The organism is Xanthomonas hortorum (assembly GCF_040279205.1).
Classification (GTDB): domain Bacteria; phylum Pseudomonadota; class Gammaproteobacteria; order Xanthomonadales; family Xanthomonadaceae; genus Xanthomonas; species Xanthomonas hortorum_F.
Genome location: NZ_JBEOLS010000007.1, coordinates 1 through 23265 on the forward strand (window position 1 = coordinate 1; position 23265 = coordinate 23265).

Below are 23265 nucleotides of genomic sequence, written 5' to 3' on the forward strand. Positions count from 1 at the left end.
CAGTGGAGCGGCCGATTCATTTGTTGATGGACCGTGCTTACGAAGGCAACGAAACCCGCCAGTTAGCGCTCGATCTTGGCTTCGTGCCGGTGGTCCCGCCGAAATCCAATCGGGTCGAGCCTTGGGAGTACAACCGGCAGATGTACAAGCGGCGCAACGAAGTGGAGAGACTGTTCCGTCGCTTGAAAGGCTACCGCCGGATTTTCTCGCGCTTCGACAAGCTGGATGTCATGTTCCTTGGATTCCTCAGCTTCGTCCTAGTCGTTGATTGGCTTCGGATGTGTTAACAGGCCCTAACTTTAGGCCAGCCAAGGCTGACGAAGCCGACTTTGGGGTTCAGCTGGGACATGGAAGCAGGAGCCTGGGGAACGGAGCGGCCTGGGGCCTGAATGGAGAGATTATAGCGGCGCGCGGGCAACGTTCTGCCGGCGTTCTTCGATTTCGTGGAATCCGAGGCACGGCGACATGGCTGCATGCTGGTGCGCGAGATGGCCGGCCACCGCGCGTCAGATTTCCCGCACGCCCTCTACGGACACCACAAGCCGACGCAAGCGAGCTTCGCGCCTGGCGACGGCCTGTGGTGCTTGATTGAGACCCAGGTGCGGGGCCAACCAGCCGATCGGCGCGTTCTTCGAAGGCCTGCTTATGCGAGAAAGCGCGTGAAAATGCCGCGGCGACACTCGCGTCTTTCACTGCCCCTATGCATCCATAGCATCCCGCGAGAATAAAAACGCACAAGGAACAAGAAGACTCCGCATCACCTACAGCGGGAAGCGCAGTCGCTTGATCACCTGCCCATGGTCGAGTTATCCAGCTGGACGCGTAGCGGCAACATGGCGTCATTGTCCCCGGCGGCCTTATCGCAACATAACCCCCAGTTCACTTTGAAAGCCGAATCTTCGCAATTCTGTTTGATGCTCGATTTTGTTTTCGATTACGTTTTATTAAACATAAAAACTAGTTCTTCATCAATGGATAAAAATCTTAATTTGTGGGATATGAGCACCTTCATCCAGCAGTATGGCGCTCTAACGGCAGATCATCCAACGCACACACCCGAAGACAGCCCGCAAACCGTTCCGTCTCCGCGATCGTCCTCAGCACATTCGCCGGAGATTCAGGAACTGAGAAACCTTCAGGAAACGCGGCCTGCCAGGCCTGGAGCGCGCTCCCAATCACGCAGCAGTAAGCACGGCCTTCAGCAGTGCTCCTCCTCGCCCAGCGGCGAAAGCGTTCGTCTGCACGCTGAGTTGGCAGCTTGGTGCGAGCGCGTTGAGACTAAACCCTCACTACTTGCCAAACTGGGTTGTTGCGTTGCGCCCCCAGCAGTAGGTGATCATCGCGAACAGCGCCGCGAAGCCATGGAGCGGGTAATGCGTTGCTTCGATGCGGGACAAGCTGGAACGCGGTTGACACTCAGGGACCTCAACCTGTCGCAGCTACCGCCTGCACTGCACCGCCTTGCGCACCTACGAGACCTCGACGTGTCGTCAAACGAGAACCTCTCGCTTCTGCCGGAAGACTTGAGTCTTTGCAAGCACCTTGAGCGGATCAACGCTGACGGTTGCTCCATTGCGGCACTGCCATCGCAAATCGGTGCGCTCAAGAATCTAAGTGAGATTTCTCTCGCGTACAATGAACTGAGAACCCTTCCAGATTCGATTGGCCAATGCAGCAGCCTGACTAAGATTGAGGTACCCGGTTGCAAGATCAATAAATTGCCTGCGAGCCTTGCCAACTTGACGCAGCTGAAAACGCTGGATGTTGCAGCCAATCTGGAACTGAGTGAACTGCCGCGGCAGATAAACCTGGACGATGTAGCTGTGCACAGCGCACACACGCGGTTGGGATTGATGCACCGCCTATTCAAGGCGCCGACGTTCGATCCAGAGACCAGACAGACGTTGTCCTACCAAGCTTCAGCGCTGCGCGACCGGTGGGCCGCGCTATCGCCTCATCTATCGCCGCAAGCGCGAGCACGGGTTGATCAAATGCGTCAGGGCGCATCGACCACACTTTCCAGTCAAGATCACAAGGCCTGCGCCGCGTGGAAGACTGCCACAGAGAGGGTCAGCAGTTGGGCAGAGGAAGGGGCACCGATCACGCTTGATCGGATTTTCAAACTAAACCAACTGGCGCTCCCCGAGGCGGATGATGATGACGAAATTGGCGGCCAACTGCGCAAGGTCGGCATACAAGGTGGCAATAGCAAAACAGGGACGGAGTATCGGTACCCTCCGCCCGAGACCCTGAAAGACGAAATGGCGAAGTTTTCCGGATGGCTCAAACATAGTGAACAGCAAGCGCATGCGCGTGACGCGTTGGGCCATGTCGAATTTGCCGCACAGCTTCACCAGCGCTTGGTCAGTCTGCATCCTTTCCCTAACGCGAATGGCCGGACAGCGCGCCTTGCGATGGATTGGGCGCTGCAACGGCACGGTTTGCCGCCTGCCCCGCCCATTGGTGAAGCAAGCCGCTTCCCAGCGTCATTTCTTGGGGGAAAGCGCGTCAGTCCGGAGAAGGTTGTCTTGGAAACGCTGAATGGTATGGCCGCAGTTGTGAACCAGGTTCACCAGTAGACCTACACCCCTCAATGCTCAGAGCTGCGGCAAGCGCGGCGACAGCGGCTGCTCCAACGCGGACCACGGCATCCGTTGGCTCAATTATGGCAGCGGCGGCGCCGGACCGGCGTCGTGAACCGCGCTGGCCTGCGGCCACCGGGTGGGAACATCTTCCTCACCTTTCGCGTCTCCGATTCGGCTGATAATGCGCGCTCCCCGTATTGCATCAGGAGTTCCCATGGGTCACTGGACCACGCTCGACACCCCCGACGGCCAGGTCGCCGCCTGGCACGCCACTCCGACCACCAGCCCGCGCGGCGGCCTGGTGGTGATCCAGGAGATCTTCGGCGTCAACGAACATATCCGCGCGGTGGCCGATGATTACGCCGCACGCGGCTACGAAGTCCTGGCGCCGGCCTTCTTCGATCTGGAAGAAAAGGACGTGCAGCTGCCCTACGACCAGGAAAGCCTGCAGCGCGGCCTGGCGCTGGCCAATGCGGTCGGCCTGGAGCGCGCGGTGGAGGTGGTCAAATCCGCCGCCACCCTGCTCAGCCGCGCCGGCAAGGTTGGCACCGTGGGCTATTGCTGGGGCGGCTCGGTGGCACTATTGTCGGCAATCCGCCTGGGCCTGCCCTCGGTGAGCTACTACGGCGGCCGCAACACCCAGTTGCTGGACGAAACTCCGCAGGCGCCGGTCATGTTCCACTTCGGCGAGCGCGATACCAGCATTCCGCCCGAGGCGATCCAGGCCCACCGCGAGAAGCTGCCGCAGATGGAAACCTTCGTGTATCCGACCGGCCACGCCTTCAACCGCAGCATCGATCCCAACCACTACGACGCCGACAGCGCCGAGCGCGCGTTGGAGCGCACCCTGGGCTTCTTCGAAGCGCATCTGGGATGAGCGGGACCGCAGCAAGCGAATCTGCCCCAAGCAGGTCAGGAACGAGCGGCTTCCAGCTCGATGCGCGACTTGCGGCCGACAGCGTATTCGTCGCCGACGGACCGCTGTCGCAGGTGCGGCTGATGGACGACAGCCGCTTCCCGTGGATCGTGCTGGTGCCGCGGGTGGCCGATGTCAGCGAATGGATCGATCTGGAGGGTGGGCAGCAACGCCTGTTGCTGGCCGAGATCAATCAGCTCTCGCAGCTGCTGCGCGTCGAACCCGAAGTGACCAAGCTCAATATCGGCGCGCTGGGCAACATCGTACGGCAGCTGCACGTGCATCTGGTTGGCCGGCATCCGGGCGATGCGGCCTGGCCTGGCCCGGTGTGGGGCAGCGGCAGCGCGCGACGTTTCGCGCCCGATGCGTTGAAACACCGTGTCGCTGCGTGGGCGCAACGGCTACGATAGGCGCCCGTCTTTCAACCACCCTTCCGCATGAAATCCAATGTCGTCGCCGCGCTGATCCTGATCCTCGTCGGCCTGCTGTTTCTGGCCAATAACCTGGGCTGGACCAATGTCAGCCTTGGCCGGCTGATCGCCACGTGGTGGCCGGCGGCATTGGTCGCTTGCGGCGTTGGCATGCTGTTTGGGCGAGGCAAGTAGCCGAGAATTGGGAATGGGGTGAGCAGTGGATCAGCCCCGCGCGTAATCAGAGCGCCGAGATCCCTTCTCCCATCGGGAGAAGGTGCCCCGAAGGGGCGGATGAGGGTACGCGCGAAGCCTCATGCACTTATTAGACTGCACCCGTAGAAAACCAGGGGTTCCGCACCCCTGAAGACGTCGACGACCTAATGGCGATCAACCGCAGGCGACATGGCCACCGCAGCCAGTCAGCGAGCCTTGCGGCCTTGCCAGCATGACCTTTGTCATCCGCAATTGTTGACTTCCGGCACCTGATCGGCGCGCGCGTAGCGCGCAGCATGGCCTCACACCTACCGAGGACATCGCCATGCGCTACCGCCTGATTCCTGCACTGTTTCTGATCACGTTGGGCAGCTTATTCCTGCTGGACAACCTAGGGCTGGCCCGTTTCGATCTTGGCAACCTTGTGTCGACCTGGTGGCCTGCGCTACTGATCGCCGCTGGCGTGCGCCAACTGCTGCGATACTGGGAGCGCGCGACCGCGACCTGCTGAGGCAAGGTCACGGCCGCACCACAGCATCAGGTGCGCGGCAGAGTCACGCCGGTCTGGCCCTGATACTTGCCGCCGCGGTCCTTGTACGAGGTCTCGCAGACTTCGTCGGACTGGAAGAACAGCATCTGCGCCACGCCTTCGTTGGCGTAGATGCGCGCCGGCAGCGGCGTGGTGTTGCTGAATTCCAGGGTCACGTGACCTTCCCACTCCGGCTCCAGCGGAGTCACGTTGACGATGATGCCGCAGCGCGCGTAGGTGCTTTTGCCCAGGCACACCACCAGCGTGTCGCGCGGGATGCGGAAGTATTCCACCGTGCGGGCCAGTGCAAAGCTGTTCGGCGGGATGATGCAGACATCGGATTCGATATCGACAAAGCTGCCCGGATCGAAGTGCTTCGGGTCGACGATCGTCGAGTTGATGTTGGTGAAGATCTTGAACTCGCGCGAGCAGCGCACGTCGTAGCCGTAGCTGGAGGTGCCGAAGCTGACGATGCGCTGGCCGGCGGCGTCGTGCTTGATCTGGCCGGGTTCGAACGGCTCGATCATCGCCTGCTGCTCGGCCATGCGCCTGATCCAGCGGTCGCTCTTGATGCTCATGTGATGTTCCTTGAAGACGGAAGGCGACGGGCCCAGCGGCCCGCGCGAAGACGGCAAATTCTAACAAGCGGCCGGCACTGCTGGCCGACCCGCGCGCTACAGCAACGAGGCCGAAATCGGAATGCTGGCGCGCGGGCGCTTGCCCAGCTCTTCGGTCAGGCGCGCGGCGGCGGCCAGATAGGCCTTGGCTGCTGCCGACTCGGGCGCGGCAACGACAATCGGCTGGCCGGCATCGCCCTGCTCGCGGATCGCAATCTCCAACGGCAACGACCCCAGCAAGGGCACGCCGTACTGCGCCGCCATGCGCTCACCGCCGCCTTCGCCGAACAGATGCTCACGGTGGCCGCAACTGGAACAGGTGTGCACTGCCATGTTTTCGACGATGCCCAGCACCGGCACCTCCACCTTTTCGAACATCTTCAAGGCCTTGCGCGCATCTAGCGTGGCGATGTCCTGCGGCGTGGTGACGATCACCGCACCGGCCACCGGAATCTTCTGCGACAGCGTCAGCTGGATGTCGCCGGTGCCTGGCGGCAGATCGATCAGCAGGTAGTCCAGGTCATCCCACAGCGTGTCGTTGAACAGCTGGGTCAACGCCGAGGTCGCCATCGGCCCGCGCCAGATCATCGGCGTGTCCTGGTCGACCAGCAAGCCGATCGACATCGCCTCGATCCCGAAGGCGCGCAGCGGCTCGATCGACTTGTTGTCCGGGCTGTCCGGCCGCCCGCTCAGGCCCAGCATCGCCGGCACACTCGGACCGTAGATGTCCGCGTCCAGCACGCCGACGCGCGCGCCCTGCTGACGCAAGGCCAGCGCCAGATTCACCGCCGTGGTGGACTTGCCCACCCCGCCCTTGCCGGAGCCGACCGCGATCACATTGCGGATCCGCGGATGCGGCGCCAACGCGTTCTGCACCGCATGCGCGGGGATTCTGCGTTCGCTCATCAGTCATTATACTCGATTGGGGAATTTGTCACATTCATATTAACAATGAAACCTCTACTCGTTATCCGCTAAGCGGGAGGGCTGCAGTTCACATGGAGTCCAAAAGTTTCCCGCGTTAGCTCTAACTTCTTCGCCCAGGAAAGCAAGGCCCCGCCTCGCTGGAAGAGCCGAAAACTAGGGCGGGCCGCTTCGTTTGATCCTCTGCATTTGTATTTCTTGCTCCTGCAGGGAGATTTTGTCAGCTGAAACACTAATAAACCGTCGTAAAAAAGGGAGGTGCCAAGGGTTAAGTCCTTGATCCAGATAGAGAATGAGAGCTAATCACGACAGCTTTCATAGGACTGATATCCGAAGGCTTTACGGCCGAAATCAATAGTGCTAGCCTTAAAATCCGTTCAGCAAACGCTCAGGAAATTGAAACCACAACAGAAATCTAAAGCTTGCTCGCAACACACCAATGCCGGCAGCGAGTCGGCTCTCCACATGATCATCCAAGGAAGAATTCATGGTATTCACTAGAATCGCCGTCGCCGCATTCATCGCCTCAGTTGCCTTCTATAGCCCTGCATCAGCACACGCTGAGACCTTAAGATGCGACGGTTGCACAAATTATGAAATGGAGTCGGAAGCCATTATGGCTGCTGCTCACAACAAACTTCCGTATTACACACCAGTTTACGTAATCGATGGTTTGAGAGGGGGGGGTTAAAAAATACTATGTCTCCCTAGAGCAGCCGGGCCAAGATGTTCCTGAGCAACTTCCGGATGGATCGACTTCATATGGATTTGCAATTGAGGATCCCGTAGAAGCTCCCATCTCTGCCTATATCAATCTAGCTTTTCGCGTCGCCTCCGAATCAATATCGTTTTCAAGCGGAGGGGGCGGACCCAACAGCGCCTACGAACTCACAAACAACCCTAGCAACCAGCAGATCGTAGCCAACCATATTCGCTCAACCCGCCCAGCACTCATCCAAGATATAATATCCTTATTGACGGCAATAAACCCTTTTGGAAGCTTCAATCCAGATAAAATGGCCGTAACAATCCGCGTAAATCTCCCAGATGGCACACGCGCATATTTCGTATTTGACTCAAAACTTAAAGACTGGGTTAAACTTGACTCTCAAAGCAGAGACTCAAACTCAAACATTATTCCAGAGAATCGAAACGACCTTACCGGCGGCCCAAACTCATTTCGCCAGTACACATTCGTCAATGCTAATGACTTGACAAAATTCGTGCAACGTGCGGTAGAGCTTGGCGCAGCCTTTCAAGGTGACATTGGAACCGGGACAAGTATGACTTGCACATCAAATGTCCGAGACACGGGAAATGGCGAAATAAGCGCGGAAGTTGTGTGCAGCGCGGCTAATTAGGAGCGGCTCATTGGGATAAGCGTGCGCACTTAGCGGCTTGATAAGCGGGGTACACAAGGTACCCCGCAGTCGCTGGAGCCCGCTAAATCGCCTGTTCTTCGAAGGCAAGTACAGCGAGACCGATTCGGAATTCTTCGGCCAGCCGGCGTTCGACAGTTCGCTGCGCGTGCGTCGCCAGAATCCGTATGTCAGCCCCGAACTCGGTGCGCTGATGGATTCGCGCGGTGCCACGCAGATCCTGATGAACCGCTTCAACGTCGATGCCGGTCGTCGCGGCGAAAATATCGAGCGCAAGACCTATCGCGCCGTGCTAGGTGCAGAAGGTAACTTCACCGACAACTGGACCTACGACGTGTCTGCCAACTATGGCAAGACCACCGTCGACCGCCTCAACCTCAACAACCGCATCAACGAGCGTTGGCAGGCCGGTATCGATGCTGCGCGCGACGCCAGCGGCAACATCGTCTGCCGCACCACGCTGGACCCGACTGCGATCAACCCCAACACCAACCGCGTCTATTCGGCGCTGGCACGCGAAGGCTGCGTGCCCTTCAGCGTGTTCGGCAATGGCGCGGTCACGCCGGAAGCCGCCGCATGGTTCAACACCACTGCGCGCGCAGGCCAAGATCCAGCAAACCGTGTTCAGCGCATCGGTAGCCAACAGCAACCTGCTGTCGCTGCCGGCCGGCGACATCGGGTTTGCCGGTGGCGTGGAATACCGCAAGGAGCAGAGCGAGGAAATCACCGATCCGCTGGCGGCCTCGGGAGCGACCTTCCTCAACGCCATCCCCAATAGCGGTGGCGAATACACCGTCAAGGAAGTCTTCGTCGAGAGCACCATTCCGTTGCTTGCCGGCCTGCCGGGCGTGGACCGGTTGGCGCTGGATGTGGCAGGGCGTTATTCGGACTACGACAGCATCGGCTCGACCAAGACCTGGAACGTGGGCCTGGACTGGACCATCATCCCCTCGCTGCGTCTGCGCGGCACCGTGGCACAGGCAGTGCGCGCGCCCAGCATCGGTGAGCTGTACGACTCGCAGAGCGAAAACTTCGCCACCATCAACGATCCCTGCAACTACCTGGCGACCAACACCAACCGCCCGGGCACCGCGGGCGATGTGGCATTGCGCCAGGCCAACTGCAGTGCGCTGGGCGTGCCGGTGGGCTGGATCGATACCTTCACCTCCACTCGCCCCGGCGTGAGCGGCGGCAACCCGGAACTGAAGCCGGAGCGCGCGCGCAGCCTGTCCTATGGGCTGGTGTGGCAACCGGAGTTCTTCGAAGGCTTCGGCATGTCGATCGACTACTGGCGCATCGACCTGCAGGACGCGATCGGCACCGTGACCGCGGAGACCAATGCTACGCGCTGCGTGGACAATCCAGGCGGCATCAACAACAGCTTCTGCGGCTTCGTGCAGCGTGCCCCGCTGGGTGGATTCACCGACCCGCAGGGCCGCATCTATCCCGAGCACAGCATCATCGGCTGGCAGGCGCTCAACGAAAACCTGTCACGCTCGCGGCGTGTGGGCGTGGATCTGGAAATGGACTACCGCTTCCAGATTGGCCAAGGCAATACGGTGCTGCGCTTTGTCGGCACGCGCCTGATCCAGTCGCGCGAATGGGTGTTCCAGGACTTCCCGGCCGAGTACGACGAGTACGTCACCTACGTCACCGACCCGCGCTGGCGCGCGCAGTTCCAGACCAAGTACAACTGGAACGAATGGCGCGCGTCGTGGGACATGAACTACGTGGACGGCAACCTGCGCGTGACGCCGGAGAGCTACAACAGCAACCCGGGCTCGGCCAGCCCGATCAAGAACGGCTCGTACACGTACCACAACTTCCAGTTCGGCTATCAGTTCCCCGGCTCGAAGATCGACGTCTACCTGGGCATCGACAACGCCTTCGACAAGGACCCGCCGCGCAACTACTTCGGCTCGGATTTCAATTCTGCGCTGTATGACAACGTCGGGCGGTTCTTCTACCTGGGCACGACAGTCCGGTTCTGAGGCCTGTTGGCGATGCATCGAAAAGACCCCGTTTGACGGGGTCTTTTTGAATCCATGTTTCAGATGAAACCAGTCAACCAGACGCGACAATCAGTTACTGATATGGCGGACAGGTAGCGCTCGGTTGACCAGCTCGATGTCACGCCGCATCGCGCGCACTGACAAAAATGAATACTTGTGTAGCCCAAGCCAGGTGCTATTCGCATGCCTGGCAATTTGTGCGCAGATCCGCATATTCGATGCGGATCTCGCCCTTTTCATTAACGAATCATTCAAAAGGCTTGCGACTCAGCCCACAGATTCATTACGTTCGGGTTAAGGCCATCTGACTCTTCGATGACCGCCACTTCTCCCGATACCCAGTTGAAAGGTTAGGAATGAGCAATCAATTTCGTCGCCACGCCCTCAAGCGCACCGCTCTGGCTGTTGTGCTCGGCGCGTGTCTCGCCAACGGTGCGGTCTACGCACAAAGCACGACCGGCAGCATCTACGGTAGCGCTCCCTCGGAAGCGGGCAGCACCATCGTCGTGCAGAGCGACACCGGCCTGAGCCGCACGATCACCATCGACGCCAATGGCCGTTACAACCTCGGCTCATTGCCGGTGGGCGCCTATACCGTCACCCTCAAGCGCGGCGAGCAGGTCGTCGATACCCGCAAGAACGTGCAGCTGCGCGTAGGGTCCGGCACCGAAGTCTCGTTTACTGGTGCCAGCGCCGCGGGCAAAGCCGATGCGACTACTCTGGGCGCGATCACGGTAACTGCTGCCAACGCACCGAAGATCGATGTCAGTTCGACCAGCTCGCGCTCGGTGATCACCTCCGAACAGCTGGCAACCCTGCCACTGGGACGCAGTGCAGAAGCGATTGCTTTACTCGCGCCCGGTGCCGTGGCCGGCAGTGGCGCTTTCAATAACGGCTCGCGCTCGGTGGTCTCTTTCGGCGGTTCCGGCGTTACTGAAAATGCTTATTACATCAATGGTTTTAACGTCAGTAATCCGCTAAGCAACCTGGGTGGTGTCAGCCTGCCCTATGGTGCAATCGACCAGCAGGAAACCTACACAGGCGGCTATAGCGCAAAGTACGGGCGTTCCACCGGCGGTGTCATCAATCAGCTCGGCAAGCGTGGCACCAATGAATGGCATTTTGGCGCACAGGCAGTGTGGGAACCGGATTCCCTGGCAAGCTCGACTGGCGATGTCTGGTTCCCGAGCAACACCTTGCCTGCAGGTTATGGCTACACCAACCGCACCCAGCCCGGCACGCTCTACCGCAGTGGCAAGGACAACAATCAAACCCGTACTGTTTACAGCGCATATGCGGGCGGCCCGCTAATCGAAGACAAACTCTTCATTTTTGTCGCTGGAGAAACCGACAAGACCGACGGCGTCACCACCAACGCTCGCACGAGTGCGATTCAGGGACAAAACAACTACGGATACAGCTCTCCCAAGTTCTACGGAAAGCTGGACTGGAACATCAACGACTCCAATATCTTTGAATACACGCGCATTCAGAACACCGACCGCCGCGGGGGCTATTACACGGCGTTCAACTACAACGATCTGAGCACCGGCGGTGCGACCGGCACATTCCCCGATACGTTCAAGACCACAGACAAATACGACATCTTCAAATACACCGGCTATCTCACCGATGATTTGACTTTGAATGCCACATGGGGCCGCAGCACCCAACACAATCGCCAGTTCAACCCCAGCATCTCGCCGCTTCCGTTCCTCGACGGTGTAACAGAGCAAGATCCAGCAATCGTTGGTACCACGCCAATCCGTAACAACCAAGCTACCAATCGGGCGAAGGCCGAAGATCCGATTAATAAAACGCGCAGCCTTCGTCTTGAGCTGGAATATCGCCTGGGTAATCACGACTTGACCGCAGGTGTGGACAACATGTACTTCAACGCCTACGACGAGGGTGTTCGCACCACGGGTCCGGGCTACCAATGGATTTACGGGAGGCAGGACAACCCCGCCGAAGGCATTAATCCAGAACTCGGCGTGGGCGCGCCTGGTGGTCAGGGTTATTACGCGCAACGTCGGATTTTCTCCACGACCACAAGCATGGCAGTCGAGCAAAAAGCCTATTACCTGGAAGACCGTTGGCAGGTCAGCGACAACTGGCTGCTGACGCTCGGTATTCGCAATGACAAGTTCACCAACTACAACAGCGATCACGTTGCTTATGTGGATAGCGGTGACCAGTGGGCACCGCGCCTGGGTGCAAGCTGGGATGTCTTCGGCGACTCTTCGTTGAAGGTTTTTGCCAACCTTGGCCGCTACTATCTGGCACTGCCTAACAGTGTCGCAATTCGCGGTGCGTCGGCATCCACTTATACCGATGAATACTTCACCTACAGCGGAATCGATGCGAATGGCGAACCGACCGGCCTTGGCGCGATTGGCCCCGGCCCTGTTTCAAGCAATGGCGAGTACGGCCAAGCTCCAGACCCGAATGCATTTGCACCAGGCGACCTGAAGTCGCAGTATCAAGACGAAATTATCCTCGGCTTTGAAAAGACCCTGGGCGAGAGCTGGAATTCCGGTGCCAAGGTGACCTATCGCAAATTGCAGAGTGCGATCGACGACGTCTGCGATCCTGGCAAGATGTCCGCGAAATTGGCCGCAACCGGTGGAGATGTCAGCAGCGTGAGCATCCCGGGGTGTGTCATGTTCAACCCAGGCCAGACCAATACCTACAATCTCGCCAACGTCGACGGCTCAGGCTATACGCAATTGCGCATGAGCCAGTCCGATTGGGGCTTTACCGACAAGGCGCGTCGCAACTATGTTGCCGTGGACCTGTTTCTGGAGCATCCGTTCGACGAAAAGTGGTATGGCCGTGTTGACTACACCTGGTCGCATAGTTACGGAAATACCGAAGGTCAGGTTAAGTCTGACATCGGTCAATCCGATGTCTCCAAGACGCAGGACTGGGATGCGGCTGAGTTGATGTATTACGCAGGCGGTAGTCTGGCAAATGATCGCAGGCATCAGCTAAAGGCATTCGGTGCGTATCAGGTCACGCCGGAATGGATGGCATCGGCGACTGTACGCGTGATGTCGGGTACGCCGATTTCCTGCCTTGGCTACTTCGGGTCGAATGAAGGCAACCCAATCGGATATGGCTCTGCGTACCACTACTGCGGTGGCCAGGCTTCACCTCCCGGTGATGCCGGACGTACCCCCTGGATCAAGAACCTTGATCTTGGCATTACCTACCGGCCTTCCTTTGCCGACCACAAATTGGCACTGGGACTTCAAGTCTTCAACGTCTTGAACGATCGCTCGGTAAATCGTGTCGAAAGTCGCTACAACACCGCGCCCTTTACCGTTCGCAATACCTATGGTGTCGGTACCGAACCCTACAACTACAACACACCGCGATTTGTCCGTCTGACTGCAGCCTACGATTTCTGATCGCAGGAACCGGAGCGCCGTCATGGCGCTTCCGGAGCAGAAATTACTTAAAAAAAGGCCCTGGTTCCCCAGGGCCTTTTTTATCCATCACCTAAAAACCATGGCAATCACTCCGCGTGTTGGTCAATCGCCAAATTCACCCGCGCAGCATTATGTCGAGGCGCGCCGCTGACCCCGCCCCCCCCCCGGGGTGCGTTCCGGACCCGCACATATACAAGTCGGGAATCGCGCCGCGATAGACGCTCCGTCCCGGCAGCGGGCGTGCGCTGAACAAAATTGATTGAGGCTGACGGCGCCGTTCGCGCTCGATGATCACCTCCGAGCAGCTCGCAACGCTGCCGCTTGGCCTTAGCGATCGCGCTGCTGGCACTGGGTGCGGTGGCCAGGCAGCGGCGCGTTCAGTAGCAGCTTGAGCTCGGTGATGTCTTTCGACGACTCCAATGTCATCGAAAACGCCTACTACATCAATGGCGTGAGAGTCACCAATCCGTTTACAGGCCTCGATCGGCTTTTTTGTAAGTGTCCGTGATAAAGGGAGTGGCCCGATTTCTGATCGCAGGAGGAACGGAGACATCGTCACGACATCTCCGATCAGGCTTATCATTGCTCCAGACTCCAGTTATCCGGACCTCTTTTGAGGTTTTGAAGCACTGAGCAGCGGCAGCGGTAGACGCGGCCGGCGCTGGCCCGACATGACACCCCGAGCTTCCGAACCACTGCAGGCATACCGGTCTGCAGTGAAGCAGACTGGTAGCGATAACGTCGAGATCCGCAGATCGCTTGGCAACTAGACCTGCGGACGTGAACAAAAGCCTCCCTTGAAGGAATAACGATAATCGACGCAGGAGGCGCTGTACCGGTGTAGAAGAACCTGTACTGCTGACCTTGAAGTTGACTTATCTAACGCCTTACAGGTGTCCACCCAAAATCCCACAGCAGTTCAGGCTCAGTTGTCTGGCATGGAAAGCGCCGAATCAGATCACATGCCTCCTCTTCTGTAAACGGCGCACTACTTGTCAGCGAATAAGTTACCGATGTATCGTTTTGAATGTTGCAAGATCCTCCACCCGGCGGACAAATGACTTCACTACTGCAGCCACCCTTAATCGTCAAACGGTATGGCGCAGAAGTATCCCCTCCTTCCCACTGGACGTTATTGCAAAAATACGCCTGCTGACCAACGGGCACGCCCTCGGCAGTAAAATAGACGTAATTCATCGAGTTCTTACGGGCAGCCTGGACGTCTGCTCCAGCACATGCGAGGACAATCAACAACCCAGCAGAAGCAATCTTCACCTGACATCTCCTTGTGAGTGAAATTCGCGCAATTACTGCTAGCGCACGCCATTATTATCATTTCCTAGAACATATTTAAGATAGACATCACGTTTTTACAATATAAATAGGTGAAATTATTGAATTTTTCAGAGGAGTGTCTACTTCAAACCACCTCCTCCTTGGCAGCGAATTCGATTCAACGTATTCCAGCAAAACCTCAACCACCCAAAATCACCCGCGCTGCATTACGCCCAGGCGCGCCGGTCACCCCGCCGCCGGGATGCGTCCCGGCCCCGCATAGATACAGTCCCGGAATCGCGCCGCGATAGGCGCCCTGCCCCAGCATGGGGCGTGCGCTGAAGAGTTGGTTGAGGCTGAGGGCGCCGTGGAAGATGTCGCCGCCGATCAAGCCGAAGATGCGCTCCAGATCGAGGGGGCTGAGGATCTGCCGGCCCAGCACCGATGCGGCGAATCCTGGCGCGTAGCGCTCCACCGTTGCAATCATCAAATCGGCGACTTCTTCGCGATGATCGTCCCAGTGCCGACCATCGGGAAGTTGAGGTGCCACGTGTTGGCAGAACAGGCTGGCCACATGCTGCCCAGGCGGCGCCAGGCTGTCGTCCAGGGTGCTGGGAATCAGGAGTTCGACCACCGGCTCACGCGACCATCCGAAGGCGCGCGCGTCCAGCCAGGCACGGTCCATGTAATCCAGGCTCGGCGCCAGGATAATACCGGCGGTCAAATGATCGCCCGTGCCCGGCAAGGCGGTGAAATCTGGCAGCCGCGAGAGCGCGACATTCATGCGGAACGTGCCCGATCCGCAGCGGTAATGCGCCATGCGTTCTCGTGTCGTCGCGGGGACATCGTCCGGCTGCATCAGGCGTTGATAGAGCAGTTTCGGATTTACGTTGGCAACTACTGCACGCGCTCGAATCGTCTCTCCGTGAGCGGTGAGGACACCAACCGCACGCCCCTGCTCCACCAGCACGCGGTCCACCGCACAGCCGGTGCGAATGTCCGCACCAGATTCGCGCGCACTGGCGGCCATTGCCTGCGTAATGGCGCCCATGCCGCCGATGGCATGGCCCCAGGCGCCCTTGATGCCGTTGCTTTGCCCGAACACGTGATGCAACAACACATACGCCGTGCCCGGCGCGTACGGGCTGGCGTAATTGCCGACGATGCCGTCGAAGCCAAATAGCGCCTTGATCGGTGCGCTTTCGAACCAGCGATCCAGATACTCGGCTGCGGAAATCGTGAATAAATCGAGCAGATCCTGACGTAACGTAAGCGACAAGCCCTGCAGCTGCAGCCCCACCTTTCCCGCTCGCCACAACTGCGGCAACGCTTGCAACCAGCCCCCGTCAGTGACATCGGGCGGCGGCTGTAATGCCAGCGCACGCAAGACATCGGCCAGTTGCTCAAGCCGCGCTTCATAGGCAGGCAATGCAGCGGCATCGCGTGCGGAGAATTTGGCGACTTCCGCAGCGGTGCGCCCAGCACCGGCCAGCAGATACTCACCATCCGGCAGCGGCAGAAAGTTGTTGATGCGGCGCGCAACCACGCGCAGACCATGCCGCTCCAGCTCAAGGTCTGCGATGACCTTGGGCTGCAGCAACGACACCGTATACGCCGCCACTGAATTGCGAAATCCGGGGTGAAATTCTTCGGTGACTGCTGCGCCGCCGACCACATCGCGCGCTTCCAGTACCAGCACGCGCTTGCCTGCCTTGGCCAGATATGCAGCGCACACCAGGCCGTTGTGGCCGGCGCCGATGATCAGTGCGTCCAACGGTTCGGAGGCGGTGGGCATGCGCTCGTATATAGCATCGCTTGCCCGAGTCAGCCATTCGCGCAGTGGCGATCATCGCCACCGATGTGCGCTCACCATCACCAACATGGTCCATATCTGCCGAGAACATGAACCAAACACCCGCGCGACGCAGGATGAGAAGGCCGCAGGCTCCCTACCCAGCGCGTCACGGCAGGTACGCCACGTTGCCATCCAGCAGCCGCATGCCAAAGAGCCATCAGCCCCAGCGCATCTACACACGCCGCACCCATGACCTTCGACACCATGCCATCCGGCTGGCGAAGCGTAGAGTGCCGGCCACGGCCCTGGCGACGGGGCTTCCCAATCCGCTGCTTCTGGAGCCCTTTGTGATTCGAACACCCCATTTATTGACGTTGACCCTGGCCGTGGCCACCGCGCTGAGCGCTTGCAAGAAGTCTGAAGAAGCCGCGCCTGCCGCCCCCGCGGGCGACACAGCGGCAACCACGTCCGCTGCACCCAAGACGCTGACCCTGGACCAGAGCAAGCTGCCGGCGGTGAACCAGTTCACCGCGGCCGATCTGGATGCCAACGGCAACGCCTGTACCGACCTCAACGCCTACGCCAACGCCAAGTTCCTGGCCGCCAACCCGGTGCCGAGCGATCGCACCAGCTGGGGCGCGTTCGAGATGCTCGACGAGCGCTCCAATGCGATCCAGCAGCAACTGGTCGAACAGGCTGCGGCCGACACCAGCGCCAGCGGCGTGGAAAAAATCGTCGGCGACCTGTGGTCGACCGGCATGGACGAAGCCAAGATCAACGCCCAAGGCATCGAGCCGCTGAAGCCGGAGCTGGCCGCGATCGACGCCATCAGCGACCAGGCCAAGCTGGTCGACTATCTGCGTAGCAGCGCGGCCAAGGGCAACAACGAACTCTTCAGCTTCGGCGCCGAGGCGGACTTCAAGAAGTCCAGCCAGAACATCGCTTACGCCATGCAAGGCGGCCTGGGTTTGCCGGATCCGGAGTACTACACCAGCGCCACCAACAAGGCCAAGCTGGAGGCCTACCAGGCGCACGTCGCCAAGGTGCTGGAGCTGTCCGGCGTGGCTGCGGCCGATGCCGCGGCGCAGGCCAAGCAGGTGGTCGCGTTCGAAAGCCGTCTGGCCAAGGTCTCCAAGACCAGCACCCAGATGTCGCGCGATGCCTCGCTGGCCTACAACCCGATCTCGCCGGCCGAGGCCGACAAGCTGACTCCGAACTGGTCGTGGACCGAGTTCTTCAAGTCGCAGGGCGTGACCACGCCGGAGATGTTCTCGCTGGCGATCCCGGCCTTCCACCAGGAAGTCAGCAAGATGATCGCCGACACCGACCCGGCGATCTGGCGCGCCTACCTGCGCTTCCACACCGTCGATGGCGCCTCGCCGTTCCTGAGCCAGCCGTTCGTCGATGAGAACTTCGCGTTCTACAACAAGACCCTGCGCGGCCAGAAGGAAATCAAGCCGCGTTGGAAGCGCGTGCTGGCGACCATCAACAGCCAGACCGGCGAGGCCTTGGGCCAGATGTATGTCAAGGTCGCGTTCCCGGCCGATTCCAAGGCCAAGATGGAAACGCTGGTGACCAATCTGCGCACCGCGCTGAAGGCCCGCATCGAAAAGCTCGACTGGATGAGCCCGGAGACCAAGACCAAGGCGATCGCCAAGTGGGAAAGCTTCACGCCCAAGATCGGCTACCCGGAAAAGTGGCGCGAGTGGAACGGCTTGAACACCAGCCGTGACAGCTACCTCGGCAACGTGATGGCCGCGTCCGAATACAACTACAAGTGGAACCTGTCCAAGATCGGCAAGCCGGTAGACAAGACCGAATGGGGTATGAGCCCGCAGACGGTCAATGCCTACTACAACCCGCTGCAGAACGAGATCGTGTTCCCGGCGGCGATCCTGCAGCCGCCGTTCTTCGACCCGAATGCACCAGAGGAAATGAACTACGGCGGCATCGGCGCGGTGATCGGTCATGAGATGACGCACGGTTACGACGACCAGGGCAGCCGCTTTGGTGCCGATGGCAACTTCATCGCCGATCCGGGTTGGTGGACGCAGAAGGATCTGGACGCGTTCAAGGCACGCACCGGCAAGCTGGTCGCGCAGTTCGACGGCTATCGCACCCCGTCTGGCGACAAGGTCAAGGGCGACCTGACCCTGGGCGAAAACATCGCCGACCTGGGCGGCCTCAACACCGCCTACGACGCGATGAAGACCGCCACCGCCGGCAAGGACGATCCCAAGACCGACGGCATCACCCGCGACCAGCGCTTCTTCCTCAACTGGGCCACGGTGTGGCGCCGCAACTTCACCCCGGAAGAACTGGTGGTGCGCCTGAAGACCGATCCGCACGCACCGGCCAACTTCCGCGCCATCGGCGCGCCGTCGAACATGCCGGCCTTCGCCGCCGCGTTCTCCTGCAAGGCCGGCGATGCGATGGTGCGTCAGGGCGATAAGCAGGTTGTGATCTGGTAATCGTAATCGCAAGAAAGCGGTAACCAACGCGGGCGGCGATCGGTTGATCGTCGCCCGTTTTTTTGGGCATTTCCGAAACGCACGTTCGCAACGCGTGCGGACTGCACGAGATTGTTTACCCAACGCAGGCAGCAGCCACTCGCATGCAGCAGCCACTTCGTTTTCGACGGGATTTCTGCGCACACAAACGTATTGCCTGCGCATCTATCCGTGCTTGAAGCGTGAGTTCGTCACTCAGCCATCGAGAGCATAAACACCAAGCCTCAACAAAGCTCAACGCGTGCTCTCGCAAAGACGCACGTGCTTATGCTCGGTGTCCTTTCATGCGACTGGGCTTCCATGTCACCGATCAAGACCTCTACGCTCGCTCTGGCACTGGTTGTGGCCTTGACCGGCTGCAAGCGCGAAGCCGACGACAGCAATGCGCCGGCAAAAGCGGCCGCCCCGACACCTGCAGCCGCAGCTGCCGCAAAGCCTGCGTTCGACATCAGCGAATTGGGCCCTGCGGGCGGCGCATGTCAAAACCTGGACGACTTCGTCAATGGCAGCTGGGCAAAAGCCAATCCGATCCCGCCCGACCGCACCAGTTGGGGCGTGGACGAAATCCTGTCTGAAAAAAGCATGGCGATCCAGCGCAGCATTCTTGAAACTGCCGCTACGCAGTCGGGTAAGCAGACAACTTCGCTGGAGCAGAAGATCGGCACGCTCTATGCCTCCGGCATGGACGAAGCCGCTATCGAAGCGGCTGGCGCCCAGCCGATTCAGCCGCAACTGGACACCATTGCCGCGTTGAAGTCCGGCAAGGATGTCGCTGATTACATCATCAGCCGCCATGGCGAAGGCGATGCCCAGGTGTTCAATTTCGGGGCCGGCGCAGACTTCCATAACGCCGACATGCAGATCGCGTTTACCCAGGAAAGCGGCCTGGGCCTGCCAACCAAGGACTACTACACCGACGCAGAGCACGCATCCATCCGCGCCGCTTTTCTTGCCTACATTGCCAAGTCGTTCGAACTCACCGGCAGTTCCGCCGACGCGGCCAAGACGCAGGCAAAGGACGTACTGGCACTCGAAACCCGCCTGGCTGCCGCATCACTGAAGCCGGTAGATGCGCGTGAGCCCAAGAACCAATATCACCTGGTCAGTCTCGCCGAAGCGGACAAGCTCACGCCGCACTTTCCGTGGAAGGATTTCTTTGCCACCCAGGGCGTGGACGTCGGCAAGGGTTTCTCGCTGGCGCAGCCACGCTTTTTCGCTGCGTTCGATCACGAACTGGCCAACGCACCCATTGCGCAATGGCAGGCTTACCTGCGCTTTCATGCGATCGATGAGGCATCCGCACAGCTCAGCAAGGCCTTTGCCGACAATCGCTTCGCCTTCTATGGCAAGACCCTCTCCGGGCAACCAGAGCAACTGCCACGCTGGAAGCGCGTCCTGCGCGCGGTCAATGGCGCAATGGGCGAAGGCGTGGGTCAACTGTACGTCGCTAAAGTATTTACGCCCGAGGCCAAACAGCGTGCCAGCGAGTTGGTGGACAACGTCCGCGCCGCGCTCAAGACGCGGATTGAAAACGTCGATTGGATGAGTGCGGAAACCAAAGCCAAGGCCATCGCCAAGTGGAACACCTTCCTGCCCAAGATCGGCTATCCGGATACATGGCGCGACTGGTCCGGGCTGGAGATCGTCCCCGGCGCCTATTACCGCAATCTGCAGGCGGCCGCCAAATTCAACTATCGCTACGACATCGCTCAGATCGGCAAACCGACTGACCGCAAGCGTTGGCAGATGACGCCGCAGACCGTCAACGCGTATTACGACACCTCCACCAATTCCATCAATTTCCCGGCGGCGATCCTGCAGCCACCGTACTTTGATGCCAACGCCGACGATGCGCTGAACTACGGCGGCATTGGTGCAGTGATTGGCCACGAGGCGACCCATGGGTTCGATGACCAGGGCAGCCAGTTCGATGGTGCAGGCAACAACGTCAATTGGTGGACGGCCGAGGATCGACGCAAGTTCGAACAACGCAGCGAGCAGTTGGTCAAACAGTTCGACGCCTATACACCCCTGCCAGACCACCCAACCCTGCACGTCAATGGCAAGCTCACCCTTGGCGAAAATATCGCCGATCTGGGCGGCACCAACGTCGCCTACGACGCATTGCAGACCGCTCTGCACCAACATCCCGAACGCGCAAAAACGATCGACGGCTACAGTCCCGAACAACGCTTCTTTCTTGCTTTTGCGCGGAGCTGGCGCCAACGCGTGCGCGATCAACAGCAGATGGTCTACCTGGCCTCGGACCCGCACGCGCCTGGCAGACTGCGCGCCATTGCACCTCCCTCCAACATGCCGCAGTTCGCCACCGCGTTTTCATGCAAGCCTGGCGATGCGATGGTACGGCCTGAGAAAGACCCCGTGGTGATCTGGTAGGCGCTGCGCCAGTCACTGCCTGCAAGCGCTTCCAACACGACGGCAACACGCACAGGCCCGCCCACGCGGGCCTGTCGCGTTCATGCAAGCGGCCGGCACCGAGGACGAACGGCAGCTCGCGCCCGCCTGCACGACGCGCAGCCTTGCTAAACTCCGCCGACTTCAATCTGGCCACCCTTCTTCTCGATGCCCACCATTCGTCCGCTTGCCCTCGCTCTTGGCTTCAGCCTGATCACGCTGCTGTCCGCCCCCGACGCCGACGCCGCGCGCAAGAAGAAGGCCGCTCCCAAGGCCCCGGCCGTGTCGGCGGCGTGTACCGATTTCTACGACTACGCCAATGCCGGCTGGCTCAAGGCCAATCCGTTGCCGCAGACCGGCGCCGTCACCGCACTGGGCCAGTTGTCCGAGCGCGCCCTGCAGCAGCAGCGCGAATTGCTGGACGCCTCGATGAAGACCCCGCAGGGCAACGTGCAGAAGCTGCTCGGCGACTTCTGGGCCAGCGGCCTGGACGAAGCCTCGGTCGAAAAGGACGGCTCCAATCCCATCGCCCCCTTGCTGGCGCGCATCGACGCGATCAAGAAGGCCAAGGATGTGCCCGCTTCCATCGCCGCGCTGCATCAGGTCGGTATCCCGGTCGGCTTCAACTTCGGCCCGGACGTGGATCTGAAGGCCCTGGATCGCCACATCGGTTACTTCATGCAGGGCGGCATGGGCCTGCCCGACCCGGCGTTCTACACCCGCACCGATGCCGACACCCAGGCGCTGATGGGCCGCTACCGCAGCTACGTCAAGCAGATGCTGGCGCTGACCGGCACCCCGGCCGACCGCCTCGAAGCCGATGCGGCGTCGGTGCTGCAGATCGAAACCGCGCTGGCACGCAGCGCGCAGTCGGTGCAGGGCATCAACAACCCGTTCAACAACTACGCCCCGATCGCCACCAAGGAGCTGACCAAGCAATACAAGAACCTGCGCCTGGCCGACTTTCTGGAAGCGCAGGGCGTCAAGGACGATCTGGTGTCGATGGCCGACCCGGCCATGTTCAAGCAGCTCGACAGCATGATCGTCAGCATCAAGCCGGACCAGTGGAAGGCCTACCTGCGCTGGCGCGTGGGCGATGCGATGGCGCCGTACCTGTCCAAGAGCTTCCACGATGCCGAATACCAGTTCCGCGGCCGTCTGCTGCGTGGCGATGCATTGCCGCCGCAGCGCTGGCAGCAGGTGCTGGACGCGATCAATATCGCCGCCGGCCCGATGCTCGGTCGCGAATACGTGGCGCGTTACCTGAGCAGCGACACCCGCCGTCAGGCCGAAGCCATTGCCGACCAGGTGCGCGATGCACAGCTGGCCGCGCTGGAGCGCACCGGCTGGGGCAATGGCGAAGCTATCACCGAAGCCAAGGCCAAACTGTCGGCGATGAAGATCGAAGTCGGCGCACCGCGGCGTGATCTGGACTACACCGTGCAGCCGATGGGCCGCGGCAGCTTCGGCGGCAACATGCTGATCGCCTCGACCTGGCGTCACCGCGAAGAAATGAAGCGTATCGGCAAGGGCAACGCCGACCGCCGTTGGGACGTGCTGCCGCAGCAGCCGGCAGTGGCCTACGACATCGCGCAGAATCGCCTGATCATCACCGCCGCCGTCTTGCAGGCACCGGTGCTGACCAACGGCAGCATCCCGGCCGCGCAGTACGGCGCCTACGGCGCGCTGGTGGCACACGAAATCACCCGTGCCATCGACGCCAAGGGCTCGCTGGTGGACGCCAAGGGCGAGTTGCGCAGCTGGTGGACGCCGGCCGAGAAGACCAGCTGGACGCTGCTGACTGGCAAGGTGGCCAATCAGTTCGCCGCTTATCCGTACCCGGGCGTGCCCAACGTCAAGGTCAACGGCGCGCAGACCGCCGAAGAAAACCTGGCCGACCTGGCGGGTATCGAACTGGCCTGGCAGGCCTTCAGCAAGGCCCAGCCGGCCGCCACCGAGGCCGACAAGCAGGCGTTCTTCACTGCCTGGGCCGGCCTGTGGGCACAGCAGCTGTCGCCGAACGAAGCGGTGCAGCGTGCAAGCGCCGATATCCGTGCGCCGGGCCAGTGGCGCACCAACGGCCCGCTGTCCAACTTGCCCGAGTTCGGTGCAGCATTCACCTGCAAGCCGGGCCAGCCGATGCAGCGTGTGGATGCCGAACAGTTGAAGATCTGGCGCTGATTTCAGCGCCAGGCACAGTCACTGGAAATAAACACCCAGTCACTGGAAACAAAAAAGAGCGCGGATT

14 protein-coding genes and 3 pseudogenes are annotated in these 23265 nt (G+C 60.2%); 12 read left to right on the forward strand and 5 right to left on the reverse strand.

The window, feature by feature from the left end:
* From ABS769_RS04745 to ABS769_RS04770, 6 genes are all read left to right on the forward strand, one after another.
* Positions 1-287 (forward strand): transposase (locus ABS769_RS04745; RefSeq protein WP_317060523.1); only part of this gene is annotated, 287 nt, incomplete at its 5' end.
* 684 nt (positions 288-971) lie between these two features.
* Complete coding sequence (gene xopAC / locus ABS769_RS04750) at positions 972-2579, forward strand: uridine 5'-monophosphate transferase XopAC (RefSeq protein ID WP_430544133.1); 1608 nt, start codon at positions 972-974, stop codon at positions 2577-2579.
* Between the two features lie 220 nt (positions 2580-2799).
* Complete coding sequence (locus tag ABS769_RS04755) at positions 2800-3462, forward strand: dienelactone hydrolase family protein (protein WP_317060525.1); 663 nt, start codon at positions 2800-2802, stop codon at positions 3460-3462.
* Positions 3459-3911, forward strand: coding sequence for an HIT family protein (locus ABS769_RS04760; protein WP_317060526.1), 453 nt, complete (start codon positions 3459-3461; stop codon positions 3909-3911). The genes ABS769_RS04755 and ABS769_RS04760 overlap by 4 nt, the downstream gene beginning before the upstream one ends.
* A 27-nt stretch (positions 3912-3938) precedes the next feature.
* Positions 3939-4106, forward strand: coding sequence for a LiaI-LiaF-like domain-containing protein (locus ABS769_RS04765; protein ID WP_006452352.1), 168 nt, complete (start codon positions 3939-3941; stop codon positions 4104-4106).
* A 346-nt stretch (positions 4107-4452) separates the two neighbouring features.
* Positions 4453-4638: a LiaI-LiaF-like domain-containing protein gene (locus ABS769_RS04770; RefSeq protein ID WP_057672021.1), complete on the forward strand. Its 186-nt coding sequence runs from the start codon at positions 4453-4455 to the stop codon at positions 4636-4638.
* Between the two features lie 26 nt (positions 4639-4664).
* On the opposite strand, the gene dcd is transcribed toward ABS769_RS04770, so the two are convergent.
* A complete protein-coding gene (gene dcd / locus ABS769_RS04775) occupies positions 4665-5234 on the reverse strand; it encodes a dCTP deaminase (protein WP_006452354.1) in 570 nt (189 codons plus the stop codon).
* Between the two features lie 96 nt (positions 5235-5330).
* Positions 5331-6182 (reverse strand): iron-sulfur cluster carrier protein ApbC, encoded by an 852-nt coding sequence (gene apbC, locus ABS769_RS04780; protein ID WP_317060611.1) that lies wholly within the window; start codon positions 6180-6182, stop codon positions 5331-5333.
* A gap of 1461 nt (positions 6183-7643) precedes the next feature.
* Between apbC and ABS769_RS04785 the strand changes: the two are divergent.
* Positions 7644-9567: pseudogene (locus tag ABS769_RS04785) on the forward strand (TonB-dependent receptor domain-containing protein); the annotation flags it as partial.
* A 377-nt stretch (positions 9568-9944) separates the two neighbouring features.
* The gene (locus ABS769_RS04790; RefSeq protein ID WP_317060529.1) at positions 9945-13001 is read left to right on the forward strand and encodes a TonB-dependent receptor; all 3057 of its coding nucleotides are present in this window, start codon (positions 9945-9947) and stop codon (positions 12999-13001) included.
* Positions 13002-13108: 107 nt separating this feature from the next.
* Here ABS769_RS04790 and ABS769_RS22700 read toward each other — a convergent pair.
* Positions 13109-13301: pseudogene (locus tag ABS769_RS22700) on the reverse strand (FAD-dependent oxidoreductase); the annotation flags it as partial.
* On the opposite strand from ABS769_RS22700, the pseudogene ABS769_RS22705 reads away from it, so the two are divergent.
* A pseudogene (locus ABS769_RS22705) lies at positions 13301-13503 on the forward strand (hypothetical protein); the annotation flags it as partial. The pseudogenes ABS769_RS22700 and ABS769_RS22705 sit on opposite strands and share 1 nt — an antisense overlap.
* A gap of 398 nt (positions 13504-13901) precedes the next feature.
* Here the strand turns inward: ABS769_RS22705 and ABS769_RS04795 are convergent.
* Both ABS769_RS04795 and ABS769_RS04800 read right to left on the reverse strand, forming a co-directional pair.
* Positions 13902-14297, reverse strand: coding sequence for a hypothetical protein (locus ABS769_RS04795; protein WP_317060530.1), 396 nt, complete (start codon positions 14295-14297; stop codon positions 13902-13904).
* A 199-nt stretch (positions 14298-14496) separates the two neighbouring features.
* Positions 14497-16092, reverse strand: coding sequence for a phytoene desaturase family protein (locus ABS769_RS04800; protein ID WP_317060531.1), 1596 nt, complete (start codon positions 16090-16092; stop codon positions 14497-14499).
* 368 nt (positions 16093-16460) lie between these two features.
* On the opposite strand from ABS769_RS04800, the gene ABS769_RS04805 reads away from it, so the two are divergent.
* The 3 genes from ABS769_RS04805 (at position 16461) to ABS769_RS04815 (ending at position 23198) form a co-directional block, all read left to right on the forward strand.
* On the forward strand, positions 16461-18563 hold the full coding sequence (locus ABS769_RS04805; RefSeq protein WP_317060613.1) for a M13 family metallopeptidase: 2103 nt from the start codon (positions 16461-16463) through the stop codon (positions 18561-18563).
* Positions 18564-18902: 339 nt separating this feature from the next.
* Positions 18903-20999 (forward strand): M13 family metallopeptidase, encoded by a 2097-nt coding sequence (locus ABS769_RS04810; protein ID WP_317060533.1) that lies wholly within the window; start codon positions 18903-18905, stop codon positions 20997-20999.
* Between the two features lie 186 nt (positions 21000-21185).
* Entirely contained in the window at positions 21186-23198 is a 2013-nt protein-coding gene (locus tag ABS769_RS04815; RefSeq protein ID WP_317060535.1) for a M13 family metallopeptidase, read from the forward strand.
* Positions 23199-23265 lie beyond the last annotated feature (67 nt).